This is a genomic window from uncultured Ruegeria sp. (assembly GCF_947497005.1).
In the GTDB taxonomy this organism is placed as follows: Bacteria; Pseudomonadota; Alphaproteobacteria; order Rhodobacterales; family Rhodobacteraceae; genus Ruegeria.
The window spans coordinates 142,712-158,737 of record NZ_CANMFF010000006.1; the positions used below are offsets into that span (position 1 = coordinate 142,712).

The window sequence follows — 16,026 nt, forward strand, 5'->3', positions numbered from 1 at the left end:
GCTCAGGTCGCCTTGTAGGTCCAGCGATAGACAGGCGGGGTCGGTCCTTTGTTCCGACCGCCTTGCTGCATCTGTTCCCACGCATGGGCGAGAATTCCTACAGATCGGGACAGGCAGAAGAGGCCGCGTGCCAGTGGAGGCGCAAAGCCGAGCTCGGCATAGATAACTGCCGTGGCACCATCTATATTCATCGGCACGGGCTTCCCTTTGCGCCTCGCCAACTCTGCTTCTATGGCTTGCCCGGTCCGCGCGAAACGACCACCACAAGCTCCGTCTTTCACAGCTTCGGTGACCAGCGCCATCAGGCGCGGGGCACGGGGATCTATAGGGGTGTGGAATCGATGACCAAAACCCGGCAATATCTTTCCTTCGCTATCGATCCAGTCATCCAGCGCCTGTTCCAACCGGCCAGGATGTTCCGTTACGAAGTGGTATAGGGTGACGGCCTGCTCACCAGCCCCACCATGAATGTTCCCCAGCATATTCACAGCGCTCGCCATCGCGTTGTTGAGGGGCAGGCCACAGGTCACGGCCATACGCGCAGTTGCGATTGACGGCGCTTGAGGCCCGTGATCAACGGCTGCGACCAAGGCCGCCTCGAACAGACGTGCCTGCGCCTCAGATGGGTGATCACCGCGCACCATGAACCAAATCATTTCCGCAAAGCTGAGATGTCCGATCAGATTCTGGATCGGTTCACCTCGCAGGTCGATCCGACCAGGTTCCATATCGATGATGGATGTTGTCCACCAATTGGACACATCGCTCATATGACGCCTTCCTTGCTCAACGCGTCAATCTCGGCGCCGGACAATCCGATTTCAGACCAGATAGCTGTGTTATCGGCCCCGAGCTTTGGTGGGGCAGTATGTGGCATTCGCCGCACGCCATCCATCACAACGGGACTGCCTGCAAGCTTCATGTCTTCGCCCTGAACCTTTAAAGATCCAATCAGGCCGCGACCTGAGAGCTGTTCGTCAGCAAGCGCTTCGGGCACGGAAAGAACCTGCCCGGTAGGGACACCAATGGCATTGAGTTCCCTAACCCAGTCTGCCGCTGATTTGGTTTGCAGTGTTTGCTCAAGCTCCTCGCGAAGGGCGTGGCGGTTTCGTTTACGGTCTTCCCGCGTTGCATAACCGGGATTGTTCAACAGTTCAGGCCGCCCCAGATGACGGGCAAGAGTCTGCCATTGCTCGTCTCGGTTGGCCGCAATATTGATCGGGCCATCAAGCGTTGCAAATGTACCTGAGGGGGCAGAGGTGATATTTTCGTTTCCATGCGCCCCCGGCATGACGTCACCCACCAGATAGTTCGACACAACCCACCCCATTGTCGAGATCACGGCTTCGGACATTGCAACATCCAGATACGTTCCACGTGGGTTGGCGTTCAATGCTGCAGCGACTGCAAAGGCGGCGGTCATCCCTCCGACTGTGTCCGCCAAAGGATAGCCCACGCGATAGGGCGCAGTGTCGGGGTCTCCGGTAATCGACATCACGCCACTAATACCCTGAACGATTTGATCATAAGCAGGATCGCCTCGACGGGGACCATCTTGACCGAACCCGCTGACGGCGCAGTAGATCAGGTTGGGATTGACGTCCCGCAGAACGTCGTAGCCAAGACCCAAACGATCCATGACACCAGGCCGGAAGTTCTCGACCAAAACATCAGCCGTTTGGACAAGGTGTTTCAGCAACGCTTTGCCCTTGTCGGACTTCATGTCTAACGTGACAGATTTCTTCTCGGCATTTTGCGCCAGAAAACTGATCCCCATGCCCGCTGTGTTTCGGACCGGGTCAGCGCCCAAAACGCGGGCAAGGTCGCCGCCACCGGGGCGTTCGACCTTGATCACTTCGGCCCCCATCAGGGCCAGTTGGTAGCAGCAATACGGACCCGCGAGGACATTTGTCAGATCGAGGACCCGTATTCCTGCCAGAGGTTCAGTCACCTTCTGCAACCCCTGCAGCCCGTGCCCGAGCGCGGCCCGCACGATAGCTGGGCAGCAGCACAAGCAGCACCGCGATAGCCAACAGACCCAGCGTCATCGGACGTTCCCAGATGAACGCGATGCCGTCATAAAGCTGCATCGACCGGGCGAAGTTATCTTCCATCATGCCGCCCAGGATGAATCCGATCAGAAGCGGTGCCAGCGGATAATCGGCAAACTTCAAGGCCGTCGCGCAGACACCGAAGCCAACAAGTATCAACAGTTCAGTTGCATTGTTCTGGCCGATATAGGCCCCCATCAGGGTGAAGAACAAAATGAAGGGGATCAGGTAATTACGCGGAACAGACAGCACTTTGGCGATATACGGGATCAAGGGCAGGTTAAGGATCAGCAGCACGAGGTTGCCGATGAACATCGACATGATAACTGCCCAGAAGATTTGCGGCTCGTCCAGCATCAGGCGCGGGCCCGGCGTTACGTTCAATGCGATCAGAGCGCCAAGAAGGATCGCGGTAGTGCCAGACCCCGGGATACCCAGCGTCAGCAGCGGCACGAAAGACCCGGTGCAAGCCGCATTGTTTGCCGATTCAGGAGCCGCAAGACCCTTGATTGAGCCTTTGCCGAATTCTTCCTGTTCGTCTTTCGGGGCGATGTTGCGTTCGACCGCATAGCCGAGGAAACTTGCAATCGTAGCGCCTGCACCGGGCAGGACGCCGATGAAGAACCCTTGTATCGATTGGCGACCAATCACAGGTGCGATAGCCTTGGCTTCACTGCCAGATATCCGCAGGTCTTTGATCTCGCCATCATCTCCTTGAAGGTCTTTTGGTTTGAGCACCAGAAACAGCGCTTCTGGCAAGGCGAACATGGCCATTGCCAAGGTGATGAACCCAAATCCGGACTGCAGGTCCATGATACCCATGGTGAATCTCGGCAAGTTGAACAATGCGCCTTCGCCCACGGTTGCCATGATCAGCCCGAGAAGCGTCATAATGACCGCTTTGGCAACTTGTCCTGTTCCTGCAAAGGCGGCGATGGCCGACAGGCCCACGACCATAAGCGCGAAGTATTCAGCCGAGTGGAACAACAGAGCGACAGAGGACAGGGCAGGGGCGAAGACCATCAGCAAAATGGCACCAATTGTACCGCCTGCAAAACTTGCGATTGCAGCAATGGTCAACGCTTTTCCTGCTTTGCCCTGGCGGGCCATTGGGTATCCGTCAAAGCTGGAGGCGACAGTACCCGCGACCCCCGGCGCATTCAGCAGGATGGAAGAGGTAGAGCCGCCAAATATGGCTCCGTAATATACACCGGCCAGCAGGATCAGCGCTGCTGAAGGATCCCCCATGGAAATCGCGACCGGGATCATGATGGCGATGATCGACATCGGTCCAAGACCCGGCAGCATTCCAATGAATGTGCCGATCAGGCAACCTGCGATTACCATCAGAAGGTTTTGTATGGAGAATGCCGTTTGCAGGCCGATCAGAAGTCCTTCAAGCATGTCAGCCTCCGAAAATGCCCGGCAAGGGGCGCATGTAGATGCCAAGAACTTCCTGAACCAGATACCAGACCGAGCCGGCGGCGATCAGTGCGACAGGCAGCATGATGTGCCATTTGCGTTCACCCAGAATGAAAGCTCCGAGGATCAGGAAGGCCGAGGTCGAGATCAGAAAACCAACGGGACGCAGGCAGAGCGCGTAGACAACCATAAGGCCCAAGAGCATCAGCGCCTGACTCAGATGGTATTCACCCAAGCGTCGGTAATCGATGTCGGCTTCTTTGGGTTCCGCTTTTTCGAAACCCAGCAAAATGATCGTAGTGGTGATGATACCCAAAACAGACAGCACTTTTGGGAATGTGCTTGGCCAGATAGGGTTTCGCTGCATGAAGGGGGGAAGGCCGCTATCCATCGTGAACCACGCAGCGTAGCCATATGTTAAACAAACACCCAGAAGAACGAGCGCGATCCAGCGATCCAGCGCCATGAGGCCCTCTCCTTTTTTTGTCATTGGGGATGGCAGAGCGGCGATCCGCTCTGCCAGAACTGGCTTTAGAGGAAGCCCAGCTTTTTCATCAGATCGCCGATCTGCTGTTCTTGCTGCTCCAGGAACGACTGGAAGTCAGCGCCCGAGTTGTGGATGTTGACCCAACCGTTACGCGCACGAACCTCTTCCCATTCCGGGGTATCGTACATCTTGGCAATCGCGTCCTGATAGGCAACAATTTTGTCTTCAGGCAGGCCTGGGGCTCCGAAAAAGCCGCGCCAGTTCACGAAGGTCGTATCAATGCCCTGTTCTTTCATGGTTTTCGCATCAGGGGCAGCGTCAACGCGCTCGTCCGAGGTAACGCCAATGATCTTGACTTCACCCGCATTCGACAGATCCACAGCTTCCGAGAAACCGGTAGACAAAGCTGCGATTTCACCCGATAGCAGCGCTGCCATGGCCTTACCGCCAGCGTCATACGGGATGTATTTTACCCCAAGAGCGTCTTTGCCAGCCGCTTCCATCACCATCGCAGCGACCAGATGATCCATGCCGCCCGGAACAGAGCCGCCGCCAATTGCTGTGCTGCCCGGGTCGGCATCAAACGCAGCAAGCAGATCATCCATCGAATTGATCGGACTGTCCTTGCCTACAACGATGGCCGCATAATCTCCGATAGTGCCCGACACCAATGTCAGATCGCGGAAATTGTGCGGGAACACACCTGTCAACGAACGGATAACGATTGGCGTGGAGTTCACCATCAGCGTTCCGTGGTTGCTGTCCGCGTTTTCGATCAGGAACCCGATGGCTTTACCGCCACCGCCACCCGACATGTTTTCATAGGAAGCAGTGCCCACAAGGCCTGCGTTTGTCAGCGCTTCGCCAGTGCCGCGGGCAGTGCCGTCCCAGCCACCGCCGGCGCCGCCGGGAATCAGAAAGTGGATGCTGTCCAAAACCTGATCTTCAGCCAGAGATGGTCCTGCCAGACCAAATGCAGCCACAGCTGCGATCAGGGCCCGACGGCCCAGTGTAAATGTCGTCATGATGTCCTCCCGTTTGACAACCGGCCGCATGGCGGCTCAGATTGGGTGGAACAAAATCACATCAACCTGACATCAACCTGTCACGCGCGAAAATACTGCGGAAACCCCATGAAATTCCTGCTAGTGGAAGACAATATTGATCTGGCCAACGCCGTCTGCTCACGCATGAGGTTAGACGGACATGTAATTGATCATGCATCAAAACTGGACGACGCAACTGCCTTTGTCGCAACACAGGAATACGATTTGATCCTGCTGGACATCATGCTGCCGGATGGGGACGGTCGCGACTTTCTGAAACGGCATCGCGCAAGCCATCTGGACACACCCGTGATCGTTTTGACGGCCCGCAGTCAGGTTTCAGATCGAATCGGATCACTCGATCTGGGGGCCGATGACTACGTCACCAAACCTTTCGATCACGCCGAACTCGAAGCCCGGTGCCGCGCTGTTCTGCGTCGCAAATCCGGAAACGCCAAGACAACGATCGAGGTGGGGGGCATTGTCTTTGATCCTTTGGCGGGTCATCTGACTGTAGGGGATGAAACCGTTTCGTTGCGCAACCGGGAACTGCGCCTTCTGGAATTGTTCATCAACGCTCCCGGTCAGGTGTTTTCAAAACAAAAACTCACGGACCGGCTTTTTGCATATGACGACGATGTCTCGGACAACGCTATCGAGGTCTATGTTGGCCGTCTTCGCAAACATCTTGAGCCTTCGGATCTGAAAATCACTACGCTTCGCGGCCTTGGATACAGGCTGGATCATGCCTCCTGATCCCTATGTGTCAGGTTCGCTCCGGAACAGGCTGGTTCTGACGTTGATCGGGGGTGCGGCGATCCTTGCGTTCCTTTTGTTCATCGCGGTTCGAAACTATGCCGCTCAGGTCGCGCAACAGGGGCAGGACAATATTCTTGGGGCATCCGTAACATCGATTCTGGATGCGGCAGCTCTGCGCGAAGGTGAGTTGGAGGTCGATATTCCTTATGGCGCCTTTGCTATGCTGAGCACTCCGTCCGATGATCGGGTTTTCTACGCGATCTTTCAAGATGGGGAATTTCTGTCCGGATATGAAGACCTGCCGCCGATCAAAGGGCAATTCAACAGCAAGTGGAGCTTTCAGTCCAGTCAGATACGGGGCGAGTCAATCCGTCAGGTTAGCGCCAGCCGAACCCTTGTGGGCCTGAACAGGCAAACCGTTATCGAGGTCGCATTGGGTCAGACTCAGGACGCGCTGGCGGAAACACTGGACCAGATTTCGCGGAACGCGGCGATTTTGGGCATCGGGTTCTTCGCCCTGGCCACAGCTCTGTCCTTTTGGGCAACATCATCCACCATTGGGCAATTGAACAGGCTAACGACCTCTGTCACTCGTCGTGGCCCGCAGGATCTTAGCCCATTCAAAAAGCCGGTACCCCGCGAAATGGCCCCGTTGGTGGCGTCGCTGAACTCATTGATGGGGCGACTGGATCAGTCATTGAGCCAGTCAGAGGATTTCATCGCTGAGGCTGCCCATCGGGTACGCACCCCGCTGGCAACCGTCAGATCTTACGCTGATGCCACTTTGCAGAGAGTCGAAAAGGAAGAAAATCGCGAGGCTTTGCGCTCGATGGTGCGGGCGATTGATGAAAGCTCCCGCGCGGCGGGGCAATTGCTGGATCACGCGATGATCACATTCCGGGCCGACCACCTGGAGCGGGAAGACATTGATCTGAACGCCTTGATCCGTGATCTGGTGCAGCGTCTGACGCCAATAGCCGAGATGAAGGACTTGTCTTTATACCTGAGCGGCGATCCACAGGTTTCATATTCGGGTGATCCCATTCTCCTTCAGAATGCTGTGCGCAACATGATCGACAACGCGCTAAAATATGCCCCCGCTGACAGTTCAGTCCGCATTGAGATCACATCACAACCACATATTCAGATCCGTGTAAAAGACCGTGGGCCCGGTTTCCCCCTGAACGAAATCGACACCCTGACGCGGCGATTCGAGCGCGGAAAGAACGCAAGCGGTACCATCGGGTCGGGATTGGGCCTGACTATTGTTCAGGACGTCGCAACGGCACATGGCGGGACGCTTGAACTCGCAAATCGGCAAGGGGGTGGTGCGTGCGTTACGTTATCGCTTTAATTTTCTTCAGCCTTCCCGTCATGGCTGCCGCGCAAACCTGGGAAGACAGGCAGATATTCAATGCCGCAGCAGAAGAGGCGCATATTCGTGTCATCTCAAGCACGGACACCTTTCTCTTTGAGCCCCTGATTGCCGAGTTTATTAGAGAAAATCCCGGCATTTCGGTCGAATACATGGTGACCGGCACCGCAGACATCGACCGTATTGTCCGTGCTGCGCCTGAAGATTTCGATGTCGTCATTTCCAGCGCGATGGATTTGCAACTGAAGCTTGCAAATGATGGATTTGGGCGCGTCATCGACGACATCTCGCTGCCATCCTGGGCGCAATGGCATCAAAGCCTATTTGCCTTTACTTCCGAACCGGCGACAATCGTTGTGAACCGTGCAGCCTTTGCCAACGGTCTCGTTCCAGAGACCCGACAGCAACTGATCGAAATCCTGCGTCTGCGACCGGATGACTTTCGAGGGCGGGTTGGCACATACGACATACGCAAATCCGGCCTTGGTTATCTATTTGCAACGCAGGATGCCCGCGCATCCGAGACCTATTGGCGGCTTATGGAAGTGATGGGTGGTCTTGATGTACGCCTCTACTGCTGTTCGGCCGACATGATTGATGATCTTGTCAACGGGGAAATCGCTGTGGCCTACAACGTCTTGGGCAGCTATGCAGACGCCCGTACCGGAAGCAAAGATACATTGGAAATTATTCTGCCGTCGGATTTTCAAACGACCATGATGCGGACAGCTATGGTACTAAACGGAACCGCCCACCCGAATGCCGCCGCCGAATTTCTCGGGCACCTGGTTTCGAACCGATCCGGGCGGTCAGAGGACGCCTTTGCGCTCCCACCATTGGCCCCTTATGAAACACGCACAGAACGAGAAACGATAGGGTTGGACCCAGCTCTCATGACATTTTTGGACCGGTTGAAACGCCGCCGCTTTCTGACCGAATGGGAAAACGCGGTTATCCAGAGATAACCGCGATCTCTTCATTCTCGAAACGCGCGATTGAAGTAATCTGCCATCGGTTTGACAAGATAAGACAAAGGCGTGCGTTCGTCAGTCTTGATCAATGCCTCCACCGGCATACCAGGCAAAAGTTCCTGGCCATTCAAGCGCTCTACTTGACCGTCATTTAAAACCACTTCGGCGCGGTAGAAGGAAAAACCGGACTGCTCGTCCGTGAATGTGTCGGCAGACACATTGTTGACCTGACCATCCAGCTCGGGGGTCTCACGCTGATTGAACGCCGAAAACCGGAGGGTCACGGGTTGACCGACATGCAACTGATCCACGTGAATGGCTTCGACACGGGCGGCGACCAAAAGGGGTGTATCCTGCGGAACCACGTACATCATGGGTTCTCCCGGCTGAATGACAGACTGCAGGGCGAAGACCTGGCTTCCGTAAACGGTTCCGCTGACGGGTGCACGGATATCCAACCTTGTCAAACGCTCTGAAAGGGATAACCTCCGCTCGGACAGTTCCGAGACCTGTGCCTGCACATCCCGCAACGTGGTGATCGCCTCTTCTCGCCGGGTTGCCGTAAGCTCGACAATCTGGATTTCGGTTGACGCGATCTGCCCCTTCAACCGCGCAACGGCTGCTTCAAGCCTGCCAATTTCGCCAGTCAGACTGGCCTCCTCCCGCTGCAATGCGAGCACACGGCTGGTTTGTGTCAAACCCCTATTCAAAAGGCTTTGCTGATCTTCCAGTTCATCCTCGATAAGTTCGACCTGGCGGCGCAATGAAACCAACTGGGCCTCGGTGCCTGCAATCTCACTATTGATCTGAACCAATTGCTTGCTCAATTGCTCATCTTGCTTTGACAGTGTCTCGAGCCGAGCATCAAACAAGTTGTTTTGACCTGCGATAAGATCCGGATCAATGTTGTTCTCCAGTTGAACCTCGCGCAAACGCACAACCAGTTCTTCTGACGTCATTCCATCCCGTTCAGCCTCAAGCCGAGCGCGACGAGCCAGCAAGTCAAAAAGCTGCGCTTCTACGATGGTTTGTTCGGAAGAAAGGAACGTGTCATCCAACCGTAATAGCAATTCACCAGACGCGACCACGTCACCGTCACGCACGAAAATCTCACCGACCACACCGCCATCTGGATGTTCCACCACCTGCCGGTTGCTTTGCACTTCAATCACACCAGAAGATACGATAGCCCCGGCCAACCGCGTTTTCACGGCCCACAAGCCCAAACCGCCAACCAAAAGGACTAGGGCCGCAAATCCGACAAACGCGGGGACTTTAATACCCCAGGCGGGCGCCGATTTTTTGGAAGTCGTTTTTGCCATTATTCACCTACGGGGCTGAGCTTGCGCTTGATCGCGCCCGCATTCTGCACCATTGCATTCAACACTTCGTCTCGGCTGCCGAATTTCACCACTTGCCCCTTTTCGACAACAGCCAGATCATCGCATTCCGAAATGGCTTGCGGCCGGTGGGTCATGATGATCGCTCCCTTACCCGCCTCCTTTAGACCCCGAACAGCTGCATTCAATGCCTCGGTTCCATCAGCGTCCAGCGCTGAATTCGGTTCGTCCAGAATAAGCAGAACAGGGTCGCCATACAGTGCCCGGGCCAGCGCAATCCGTTGCTTTTGACCGCCTGACAACTGGCTATCGTTGCCCTCAAGGAAAGTGCCATAGCCCTTTTCCAAAGACAGGATCAGTTCATGCGCATTGGCCTTTTTGGCCGCAGCGACGACAGCTTCGGAATCCGGATTTTCGGACATCCGAGCAATATTCTCGGCAACGGTTCCGTTGAACAGTGTCACTTGCTGCGGCAAGTATCCTATATGGCTGCCCAGATCGTTTGAGTCGTATTGATCCAAAGTGGCACCACCCAATCGAATCTCACCGGCCGCTGGTCGCCAAAGCCCAAGCAATGCCTTGGCCAACGTTGTCTTGCCCGACCCGCTTTTTCCGATAACACCAAGGGCCTTACCCGGTTGAAGTTGCAGGTTCACATTCCGCAATGTCGGTGTCGAAACGCCTGGCGGAATTACGGTCAGAGACTTGGCTTCCAATTGCGACTTGGGGATAGGCAAGCGAATCCGCTGCTCTTCTGGCGGCGTCTGGTCTAGAAACCGGCTCAGCGAGCCCCACGCCGTTCGCGCACGTTCGATCAAACCCCATTGTCCAACGGCCTGCTCGACCGGGGCCAGCGCCCGTCCCAACAGGATCGAGCCTGCGATCATCGCACCAGGCGTCATTTCATTTTGCAGAACCAACCACGCGCCCAGTGCGAGCATGGCCGATTGAAGAAACAACCGCAGCGATTTGGTCAGTGACGTAAAGCTTCCAGTCCAGTCGCTGGCCGAAATGCTCTGGCGCAAAGCATCCGAGCGCTGGTTCAGCCACCGTTTCGTCACATCTGCCTGCATACCCTGCGAGCGCACAACTTCAGCGGCTTGCCGCGCTTGCTCGGAAAAGGCGTTCGCCCGTGCCGCTGCAGATTGCGCTTCGGCAACCTTTCGGCTGGTCAGGGCCTGATTGAGCAGTGCTATCACGACGAGCACGGCACCACTTGTCACTGCCAACCAGCCAAGTAGCGGGTGAAACAGGAAAATGGCACCCAAAAAGACCGGCGTCCATGGTATGTCCATCACCGCCAGCAAAACAGGTGACGAGCACAGGTTGCGAATGGATTCCAGATCTCGCAGGGCCGTTGCAGGGGCCGATCGCACCTTGGGTACAAGAGAGCGGCGCAGTGTCGCTTCAAATACCCGTTCATCCAGTTGAGACTGAAACCGCGCACCGAACCGCGCAACAATACGTCCCCGCGCATAGTCGAGCATTGCCATCAACGCATAAAGCATTGCCACAAGCAAAAACAGAGCGGTCAGAGTTTCAACAGCTCGCGAGCCGAGAACCCGGTCATATACCTGCAGCATGAACAGAGGACCTGTCAGCATAAGCAAGTTGACGAAGATGCTGAACAAAAACGCTAAGGCCAGGAACGCAATGCCTTGATTGCGTACGTTTCGCAATTCATGGCGAGGAGCCGCTGATCCGCGGTGTTGAGGTTTCACAGTTTTCAATCCACATCATTCGGGGAAGCATCGCTGCATTTAGAAAGTTAGTTCACCATTGCCAAGTTTGCACACGTTTTTTTGAGCAAGAAACCGCAGACCTCTGGCCGGAGAAAGCGCTTTTTAGCCACCTTTCGGATGACACACAGTTTTATCATTTGCACTCCGGCGACCTGTTGATTTTTAGCGAACCAAATTTGCCTTGGCACTCCTGTCTAGGTGTTTGATCAGTGTCAGATCGCATGCATCACTTGCTGCGTAATGCCCGCCAAGATGCGGCAACGCAGATAGACATCACATATGTTGCCGAAACTGACAGTTTGCTGAACAAAGACAACGGGACAGCCATTTCCAAGCGAAATCAAGACCGGATCGCTGTACCCTTCTTTACGACCAAGCGGGATGCCGGAGGTACGGGTATGGGGTTGGCAATTGTCGCCGCAGTGTTGAAACAGATTAATGCGCGTATTGAAGCTGAACCGAGCGAAGACGGCGCTCTGTTTCGGATTGAATTTACTGCGGACTATGAAATCCGATAGACCCCCAAGGCGCATCTTTTTTTCGCGCACGCGCATCCTTTCAATCGTACAGATCGACACTTCGGTTCGACGTATCCTGAATCTGAAGTTCCGGTTGGGTCGATTCGACAATCCGTTTGAGGCCAAAAGGGTTCAGGAATCCGTTGCAACGGAAGGGCCGGGCAGCGGCGCTCACTCATGCTTTTGTCCACTTTAGGATCATCAGCCGACTGAACGCCGCCGCTCGACGTTTGGCCCAGAGGTTGGTCACGTACAAGGAGTGCAGCCGGAGCAGTCAGGCTAGGGTGCCCAATCGGGCACACCACAATATTCTGCGAATTGCACTGGAAACGGCCATCTCAGCGTCAGTGAATAGACCGTCTCCAGCGCGTCAGCTTTTTAAATCAAAAAGCTGTCTTCTTCCAACAGCGATGCAATTGTCGGATTGGTCTCGTCTTCTTCGGTGTCCGGGTTAACATCCAACACGGTAACCATCAGATCCTCAGAAACAGGGAGCAACATGTCCCGAGCTTGATGCAAGCTTAGCAGTGCGTAGATGTCATCTGCGTCTTCGCGAACACCCAGATCAGGAACAAACTCCAGCTGATCTACCGTTTCGTCCCAATCGGACACGCCCAAAACATCTTCTACCGGTGACGTGTTTTGCTCGGTCGTTGAAAGCCTGCCGAGTTTAGGCAGTGCGTGCCCCACGGTCCCACTGCCGTTGATATCGTAGCCATAGAAGCTCTCGACATCCACAACATCGGGGACAGTGTTGGTACTAACGAATTGACCAGTGGAATCGGTTACCCATTCACCATAAGATCCGTCTGTATGTTGCCACAGCACCCGGTAGCCCCCGCCTGATGGCTCGGCATGAATGGCCTGCCAGCCAGGGAAACTGTCGGGTCCGACAGTGGCGCCGCTGAATGTCAGCGCAACGGTGCCGTTGATCAGATATTCACCTTGAGTTGTCGCCCCGAGCGACGTGGAGCCATTGGATTCAAGGTTGACCGTGCCATGACCTGTCAGCCCGTCACCATTAATATCGGTGCCATAGAAGATCTCAACGTCGGCGACGTTGTTTATCGTGCTGCTGCTGACGAATTGACCAGTGCCACCCGTGACCCATTCACCATACGTCCCGTCTGTATGTTGCCACAGCACCCGGTAGCCCCCGCCTGATGCCTCGGCATGAATGGCCTGCCAGCCTGGAAAGCTGCCAGGCCCGGCATTAGCGTTGTTGAGCGTCAAGTCGATGTTGCCATCAATTACATATACACCGCGGATTGACGATCCGAGCGTCGCGGTGCCATTGCTCTCGATACTGGTTATGACATCACCGATTTGCATGTCATTGTTCAGGTCTGCGCTATAGGTGCTTTCAGCTGCAACAACATTGTCGACCGTGCTGCTGCTGACGAAATCACCATTGGAATCCGTGATCCATTCACCAAGCGTCCCGTCTGTATGTTGCCATAGCACTCTGTAGCCACCGCCCGATGCCTCGGCATGAATGGCCTGCCAGCCCGGGAAACTGTTGGGTCCGGCTTTGACACCATTGAGTGTCAGATCGATGCTGCCGTTGATCAAATACCAACCTTGGCTTGAGGACGCGAGCGTTGTGGCGCCATTGGATTCAATGTTAACTGTACCGTGACCGGTTAGCCCGTCACCATTCACATCGGCGCTATAGAAGACTTCGACATCTGCGACATTGGTAATGCTGGTACTGCTGAGGAACTGACCATTGGCATCGATGGTCCATTCGCCATACGTCCCGTCCACATTTTTCCACAGCACTTTATAACCGCCGCCCGATGCCTCGGCCTGAATAGCCTGCCAGCCTGCGATCGTATTTTGACCGGCAGCCTGACCATTAAATATTACCGCAATATTCGAGCTGCCTGCATCCAGCACGTAGATACCCTGGCTTGCATGTTTCAGTGTCGTGCCGACCGTATCGATATCCGAAAGCTGCATGGCGGTTTCGATATTCGAACGATCATACGCTTGTAATCCGTTCAGGAATTCAATCGCCTCTACGTCGTCAGTGATCGTGAAAGTGACACGCGTGACAGCGTCGAGAAATTCGTACGTAGTGCCGTTTTTGAAGAACAGGTAGTTGCTGATGGCGCTGACAAATCTGACCGTATCAGTGCCGCTTCCTCCGGAAAACGAACCTGCATTGTTTGTCACAATGGCCCAATCGCTGCCTTGACCCCCGAATACCTGGTCGGCACCAGATCCGTTCGCCAGATAGATGGTATCGTTCCCCAAGCCACCATAAATCGTGTTGTTGTTTGTACCGTCGGACACCGAATAAATTCTATCGTTTCCGTGGTTACCATTTAGAACATTCTGTGCAGTGTTCCCAACAAGCACATCCTCACCCGTCCCGCCAATCGCGTTTTCAATCACAACGCCATGCGCAATTGTAAAGCCGCCCTGTACTCCGGCAGCATAAGACACAACCCCACCGCCGGTATCGGAGTAATCCAACGTTGCCGCTCGGAGGTCGATCCATGCAGTCGAACTGCCAAGATGCTGGATCGTATCATTTCCACCTGTATCCCAAATAGACTGATAGCCGGTTCCCGCGACGTTTGCGGACGGAATAGTATAGGTGTTGTTGCCAGAGTTTTGCGTAGTATTCGCGCCATACATTGCTTGCAGCGCAGCGATGTCCAAAGCGCCAAGCCCCGTTGAGCCACCATAAGTTGCGCCTACTGCGAGAGTTCCGTTCTGTGAGGTCCAGCCATCATTATACGACATCACGGTGTAGACACCCTGATTGAGGCTCCCGGTACCAAACGAGTCAAACGGCGACGTGACGCCGCTCAAGATTGTTGTTCCCAGACCGGTATCGTGCGGGTGACCCAAACCAAGCGCATGACCCAGTTCGTGGACCAGAGTCGTAAAGAAAAACCCCCCCGGGTCTCCGTTTCCACCAGCACCCGCTGTCCAGTAGGCGGTATTGAACGCACCTTCAGAAGGAAGGCTTGATGGCGTGTAGTGGTAACCAAGCGTTTGTGGGTTACCAAAAAATGAACCCGGAGCAATAATTTCGACCAGGTCTGCCGAAGCACTGCTGGATTCAACAAAACTCACATTTGCTACCGCCTCTATCGCGGATAAGGCCGCACGGAATTCTGCCTTGTATTCCGCAGTCCACGCTTGTGTGCCGGAGTACTGTTCGAAGTGATAAGTAATCACGGTCAGTGTCGAAGGGTCTCCGTCGCCGTAAGCCCACGTACCTTGTATCGCACTGAGTGGAGAAGATGATGGGGGTTTGGGGATTGCAGTCGTAGTAAGCATTGCTCAGCCTTAAGCCTCAGAAATCTAGATTGCGCTCAGATGCACGTTTAAATAGTTTTTTTTGTGACATGCCTTTGTGCGCCAATCTCTTGGAAACATAAGTATCGACCATGTTTCAAGTGGCCGTTTTTTTCAATGATCGAATTGTCTCATAACTGCACACGCAGACAAGGGCCACTGTACGCCTGTTGATGTTTTACTCACGCGTGAGTTCAAATTGATCATGTTCTTCTGATTTTTCATTTTACATCAGTTGGTTTTGAATTTCCTCGCCTGCGCCTTTCTTGCCGCTAAGTCTGAGATCGCAAAAACCAACCGCAGGCTATGGTCCCAACCTATAGTCCTTGTCATTTCGAGGATTCGGCACCGCAATCGGAGCAGTCGAGTGACGGATGTTGACGGGCAGGGGAGCAAGACCGACGATCAAGGATTTGGCGTCTGCTTAGATTGACGTTCCTCGTTTCACATTACTTCTGGGGCAGGGGCTTGATCGCGCCCGGCGGCTTTTTCATGATTTGGGTCGGGTTGCGTTGTTGCGGAACAGAGTGGCGAAACGACTCTTGCGTTCGACCAGCGAGCCGGCTTTCATCTTGCCAATCATGCGTTGAAAAATCATCAAGTCGTCATTCCGATCCCCGAAGCTCTCCCGCGCCTTGTATCGGAGCGCCGTCGGGCCATCAGTCTGAAAAACCCTCAGCAGACGTCGAACTTACCTCAGGTTTAGGTTCAAAACACTGGCGGCGGAAACCGCTATCATCCGACCCTTAGTTGCCCCGGTTCAGAGCTACAATCCGGTTCTGTTTGCCTTCGCTCATGACAACCAACCCAAGGCTGCATTGCAATCCGGGCTGCTCGACAAGGAAGTGCGCCATTTCTACTTTGCCAATGTGGGATATTCTAACTTTGCAAGTTTTGAGCCATACCCGAAGCGCGGCTCTTATTGGGCTTCAGGGTAGCGCGCCGTAGAAGTTTCAAGACTCATTGGCTTTCTGTTTAACGTCGACTTGAAGCGCTTCAA

Annotated in this window: 12 protein-coding genes; 4 read left to right on the forward strand and 8 right to left on the reverse strand. The window is 54.7% G+C overall.

The features are described from left to right. Positions 1–2: 2 nt before the first annotated feature. From Q0816_RS10435 to Q0816_RS10455, 5 genes are all read right to left on the reverse strand, one after another. Positions 3–770, reverse strand: a complete 768-nt coding sequence (locus Q0816_RS10435) for a citryl-CoA lyase (protein ID WP_298850128.1) — start codon at positions 768–770, stop codon at positions 3–5. Continuing rightward, positions 767–1,951: a CaiB/BaiF CoA-transferase family protein gene (locus Q0816_RS10440; RefSeq protein ID WP_298850130.1), complete on the reverse strand. Its 1,185-nt coding sequence runs from the start codon at positions 1,949–1,951 to the stop codon at positions 767–769. Before Q0816_RS10440 ends, Q0816_RS10435 begins: the two co-directional genes overlap by 4 nt. Beyond that, the gene (locus tag Q0816_RS10445) at positions 1,944–3,455 is read right to left on the reverse strand and encodes a tripartite tricarboxylate transporter permease (RefSeq protein WP_298850132.1); all 1,512 of its coding nucleotides are present in this window, start codon (positions 3,453–3,455) and stop codon (positions 1,944–1,946) included. Before Q0816_RS10445 ends, Q0816_RS10440 begins: the two co-directional genes overlap by 8 nt. A 1-nt stretch (position 3,456) precedes the next feature. Beyond that, positions 3,457–3,939: a tripartite tricarboxylate transporter TctB family protein gene (locus tag Q0816_RS10450; protein WP_298850134.1), complete on the reverse strand. Its 483-nt coding sequence runs from the start codon at positions 3,937–3,939 to the stop codon at positions 3,457–3,459. Between the two features lie 65 nt (positions 3,940–4,004). Continuing rightward, positions 4,005–4,985 carry a tripartite tricarboxylate transporter substrate binding protein gene (locus tag Q0816_RS10455; RefSeq protein WP_298850135.1) on the reverse strand — a complete coding sequence of 327 codons (981 nt, stop codon included), beginning with the start codon at positions 4,983–4,985 and terminating at the stop codon, positions 4,005–4,007. Between the two features lie 108 nt (positions 4,986–5,093). Here Q0816_RS10455 and Q0816_RS10460 point away from each other — a divergent pair, with 108 nt between their 5' ends. From Q0816_RS10460 to Q0816_RS10470, 3 genes are read left to right on the forward strand one after another with little or no spacing between them, the layout of a single operon-like run. After that, complete coding sequence (locus tag Q0816_RS10460) at positions 5,094–5,762, forward strand: response regulator transcription factor (RefSeq protein ID WP_298850138.1); 669 nt, start codon at positions 5,094–5,096, stop codon at positions 5,760–5,762. Next, a complete protein-coding gene (locus tag Q0816_RS10465) occupies positions 5,752–7,119 on the forward strand; it encodes a sensor histidine kinase (protein ID WP_298850140.1) in 1,368 nt (455 codons plus the stop codon). Before Q0816_RS10460 ends, Q0816_RS10465 begins: the two co-directional genes overlap by 11 nt. Then, on the forward strand, positions 7,098–8,105 hold the full coding sequence (locus tag Q0816_RS10470) for an ABC transporter substrate-binding protein (protein ID WP_298850142.1): 1,008 nt from the start codon (positions 7,098–7,100) through the stop codon (positions 8,103–8,105). The genes Q0816_RS10465 and Q0816_RS10470 overlap by 22 nt, the downstream gene beginning before the upstream one ends. 11 nt (positions 8,106–8,116) lie before the next feature. On the opposite strand, the gene Q0816_RS10475 is transcribed toward Q0816_RS10470, so the two are convergent. Both Q0816_RS10475 and Q0816_RS10480 read right to left on the reverse strand, forming a co-directional pair. Beyond that, positions 8,117–9,433, reverse strand: a complete 1,317-nt coding sequence (locus tag Q0816_RS10475; RefSeq protein ID WP_298850143.1) for an HlyD family type I secretion periplasmic adaptor subunit — start codon at positions 9,431–9,433, stop codon at positions 8,117–8,119. Further along, a complete protein-coding gene (locus Q0816_RS10480) occupies positions 9,433–11,130 on the reverse strand; it encodes a type I secretion system permease/ATPase (protein ID WP_298850341.1) in 1,698 nt (565 codons plus the stop codon). Before Q0816_RS10480 ends, Q0816_RS10475 begins: the two co-directional genes overlap by 1 nt. Before the next feature lie 272 nt (positions 11,131–11,402). Between Q0816_RS10480 and Q0816_RS10485 the strand changes: the two genes are divergently transcribed. After that, positions 11,403–11,711, forward strand: a complete 309-nt coding sequence (locus Q0816_RS10485) for an ATP-binding protein (RefSeq protein ID WP_298850145.1) — start codon at positions 11,403–11,405, stop codon at positions 11,709–11,711. 378 nt (positions 11,712–12,089) lie between these two features. On the opposite strand, the gene Q0816_RS10490 is transcribed toward Q0816_RS10485, so the two are convergent. Then, complete coding sequence (locus tag Q0816_RS10490; RefSeq protein WP_298850147.1) at positions 12,090–15,008, reverse strand: M10 family metallopeptidase C-terminal domain-containing protein; 2,919 nt, start codon at positions 15,006–15,008, stop codon at positions 12,090–12,092. Positions 15,009–16,026: the final 1,018 nt, after the last annotated feature.